The sequence below is a fragment of the Intrasporangium chromatireducens Q5-1 genome (genome assembly GCF_000576575.1).
GTDB lineage: Bacteria > Actinomycetota > Actinomycetes > Actinomycetales > Dermatophilaceae > Intrasporangium_A > Intrasporangium_A chromatireducens.
This window is the reverse complement of the sequence record NZ_AWQS01000317.1, coordinates 1-3,740: the sequence shown is the minus strand read 5'-3', so window position 1 is coordinate 3,740 and position 3,740 is coordinate 1. Positions and strand designations below refer to the sequence as shown.

Sequence of the window (3,740 nt, the reverse complement as noted above, 5' to 3'; positions counted from 1 at the left end):
CCACCCGCGACATCCGCAAGAAGAAGGTCGAACACATCTCGGACGCCGCCCAACGCCGCAAGATCGGGCAGATCGAGGACGCTGCGCAGACGGCCGAATACGAGGACGTGCTCCAGCAGGAGGCCGATCTGACCGCCGGGCACGGGGTGCTGCGCGTCACCGGCCTGATCGCGGTCTCCGCGCCCACGGTCGAGGAACTGGATGCGGCGGTCTCGGCGATCGAGCAAGCCGCCATCCAAGCCTCCTGCGAAACCCGCCGCCTGGTCGGCCAGCAGGCCGCCGCGTTCACCGCCGCCGCTCTGCCGCTGGCCCGCCAGGTGTGACGGCGTTCAGCCGTTCTGCTGAGTCACCGTCGTTCGCGAGAAGTGAGCGTGTTCGGGGGCAATATCGGGCCGGAGGCAATGCATGACCTCGTAAGTGTTGTTCATCAAGATGAAGCCGTCCGACGCCATCGCTCCGGCAGAAAAGACCACCTGATCGTCTCCAAGGGCTTCCAGGAGTTCTGCGTTGTCGTCTCCGTGCACCAGATCGCCGTAGAGGAACTTTCGCGCGATCTCGTTATCCCACGCATCGATGCGCGGCCCCGGTGCATCCGGATCAATGGGCGCTTGCATGATCCGCATCCGACGAACCGGGTACTTGCTCCACCCCTCACGCAGCTCACCTATCCGCTCCTTGTTGACGGCGTCTGCCGGAGGGCAGAAGAAGTCGAGGGCCGTCATGACGGTTCTCCACGCCAACCTGTCGCCCTTCTTGGACAGCGTCAGGGGGCGTATCAACGTGAGAGCGTAGGCGACTTGCTCTCTGGGAGGGATCACCTGGCGCAAATCTCGCACAGAGGTTTCGCCGGTGGTCTTATCGAGCACGAGGTTCATATGGAGCTGTTGCCCGAGCTTGAGTGCGTCATCGCGCTGAGCAAGTCCGCATGAGAACAGTTCGTCCGCACGACGCTTGAACAGCCGCAGAGTCTGGAGATGCTTGCTCACCAGCGGATCGCTGTTCTCATCGGCCACGCGGTCGCTCTCCTCGGTGTTGGTCGGATGCTCGGTGCGCACCTCTCAGTGACCAGAAGCTGAGGGAGGAACCGTGCCTACATTCTATGATCCCGTCGCCGACGCTGAGGAGGCGTCGCAGGCGTTGCGCGGTCTGGCGCACGCCAGCCGTGACATCGCCCATCCCGAGGACGCCTACACAGTGATGGGGAACCTGCTGTCCGGGGTGCGTTCCTTGCAGCAGTCCCTCGCACAGATCGCGCAGCAGCACAACCGGCACGAGGGCCGCGCCTTCGATGACCACGGCGACCAGGCCGCGGGCATCCGGGACGCCCACCAGGCCGCCGGGCAGCTCTTCGACGCGGCCACCGGACTCGATGCGGTGGAGGAACGGCTGAACCTCGCCATGCAGGCCGCTGGGCGGATCGCCTGGCACCCCGCACCCGGGCCGCCCGCGCCGTCAGCCGCCGCGAGCCTGGAGCGGGGGTCCGAGGCGGTCTCACGGTGGGTGAACATCGTGTTCCTCCAGGGCGAGGAAGCCGATGCGGTGCTGTCGATGATCGACCGACACGGCCCGGACGCGGCGATCGAACACTTGTCCGGCTTCGACTACGGCACCGAGACCACCGATGCGGCGATGGAAAACGGCTATGTCTACGACACCCTCCCCGCCGGGCCGTTGGACCAGGAGGCTGTCGGCGGCGAGTACACGCTGACCTACAACCCCGACATGGGGCACGTCGGCCTCTACCGCCGCCACCCGATCCCGCCCGAAGACCGCCTTGACCCCGAATCCCGCATGGCTGGGCCCATCGGCCCGAACGTCGGCGGCGCTGTGAGCGTGGCGGGAGCGGTCGGCGGGCCTGTGGCAGGAGCGGGAGGTGCCACCGGGGCCGGGGCGTCCCGGTCGACCAGAGCGCTCGGGGCATCCGATGCGGCGAGTGGCGGGCGCACGGCCCCGGCTGCGGCCGGGAAAGGCCGTCCGGCGAAGACCGACGGGTCGTGGTTCACCCATCCCGGCGTCGCGGCCGTCAAACGCGACCGCGGCCTCGGCCTGTAAGCGGCGCCCCGCCGTGCACGGTGCCGTCGCCCCGGTCACGGGGTGGCGGCGCCGCCGTGTGCGGGCCGGGGCGCACCTGACCGGCATCCCTGTCCGCCCTGCATCTCGGGAGGTCCCTGGTGCCCACGTTCTCCTATCCCGCCGCCTACGCCACCGAAGCGGCCCGGAATCTCCGCGCCCTCGCGAGCGCCGGCCAGCTCACCGAAGCGGGGGCGCATGCGATCATCGCGGACCTGCGCGATGCGACCGCGGCGATGCGGCTGGTGCTCGACCGGCTCGCCGCCGCTCACACCATCCCCAGTCACCCGACCGCGTTACGGGCCGCCGCGCTGCAGGCTGGCGATGAGCTCCATCAGGCTGGCACCACCCTGGACGAAGCCAGAGGCCGGCTGGCCGGAGCGGCTCGCGCCGCCGATGAGATGACCCGCATCGATCCCGCCGGGGCGCCTGCCGCCGGTGGCGCCACGCGGGGGTGGGGGCTGTGAGCGAGAAGGAGCGCCTGCACACCGCCGTTCTGGTCGCCCCTGCCGAGGAACGGAGGCGTCTGCGCAAACAGCGCCGCCAGGCCGCCGCACAGTTGCAGGCCGAGCAGCGCCGGCAGAAGATGGCCGCCGCGAAAGCCAAGGCCGACGCCGAGCGCGCCGAACGCAAGGCCACGCAGTATCTGCCGGCTGCCGGAGAGGCGGGGCCGGTGGCGTTGCGGACCCCGGGCCGGTTCCGGCTGCCTCGCCACCAGGACACCTCCGCGACGCTGGCGGCGCAGTATCCGTTCCTGGCCGAGGGAGGACTGGGCAGCGAAGGCGTCTTCGTCGGCCAGAACCTCTACTCCGGCGCCAGCTTCGTGTATGACCCGTGGGTGCTCTACCAGGCTGGGATCATCACCGCCCCGAACGTGGTGCTCGCCGGGATCGTGGGGTCGGGGAAGTCCTCGCTGGCCAAGAGCCTCTACACCCGGTCGCTGCCGTTCGGGCGGCGGGTGTACGTGCCGGGCGACCCGAAAGGCGAGCACACCGCCATCGCCCGCGCGGTCGGGGGCCGGGCGATCCAGCTCGGCCACGGCCTGCCCACCCGCCTCAACCCGCTCGATGAGGGCTACCGGCCGACCGGGCTCAGTGATGCGCAGTGGGCGACGACGGTCGCCTCCCGCCGTCGTGACCTGATCGGCGCGCTGACCGAGACAGTGCTGACCCGGCCGATGACCCCGCTGGAGCACACCGCGATCGACACCGCCCTGACCGCGACGGTTCGTGAGAACGAGGTGCCGATCCTGCCGATGATCGTCGACCACCTCCTCACCCCGTCGGACGACCCCGACGGGCGGCTGGCGGAGGACGGCCGGATGGTCGGGCACGCGCTGCGGCGTCTGGTCGCCGGCGACCTGTCCGGCCTGTTCGACGGCCCCAGCACCGAGCAGTTCGATCCGACGTTGCCGATGGTGTCGCTGGACCTGTCGCGGGTGACGGAGAATGCCACGCTCATCTCGGTGCTGATGACCTGCTCCAGCGCGTGGATGGAATCGGCGCTGCTGGACCCGAACGGCGGTCAGCGGTGGGTGATCTATGACGAGGCCTGGCGGCTGATGAGCGAGCCCGCGCTGCTGAAGCGCATGGACGCGCACTGGCGGCTGGCCCGCGCCTACGGGATCAGCAACATGCTCATCTTCCACAAGCTCACCGACTTGGAGAACG

5 protein-coding genes are annotated in these 3,740 nt (G+C 69.5%); 4 read left to right on the top strand and 1 reads right to left on the bottom strand.

The features are described from left to right. Positions 1-323: SCO6880 family protein (locus tag N864_RS20215; protein WP_034721647.1), on the top strand; the 323-nt coding region annotated here is incomplete at its 5' end. A 6-nt stretch (positions 324-329) separates the two neighbouring features. Here N864_RS20215 and N864_RS20210 read toward each other — a convergent pair. After that, the gene (locus N864_RS20210; protein WP_034721646.1) at positions 330-1,055 is read right to left on the bottom strand and encodes a hypothetical protein; all 726 of its coding nucleotides are present in this window, start codon (positions 1,053-1,055) and stop codon (positions 330-332) included. 31 nt (positions 1,056-1,086) lie between these two features. Between N864_RS20210 and N864_RS20205 the strand changes: the two genes are divergently transcribed. From N864_RS20205 to N864_RS20195, 3 genes are all read left to right on the top strand, one after another. Continuing rightward, positions 1,087-2,052: a hypothetical protein gene (locus N864_RS20205; protein ID WP_034721645.1), complete on the top strand. Its 966-nt coding sequence runs from the start codon at positions 1,087-1,089 to the stop codon at positions 2,050-2,052. A 119-nt stretch (positions 2,053-2,171) separates the two neighbouring features. Then, complete coding sequence (locus N864_RS20200) at positions 2,172-2,537, top strand: hypothetical protein (protein ID WP_051518857.1); 366 nt, start codon at positions 2,172-2,174, stop codon at positions 2,535-2,537. Then, positions 2,534-3,740 (top strand): ATP-binding protein (locus N864_RS20195; protein ID WP_034721642.1); only part of this gene is annotated, 1,207 nt, incomplete at its 3' end. The genes N864_RS20200 and N864_RS20195, both read left to right, overlap by 4 nt.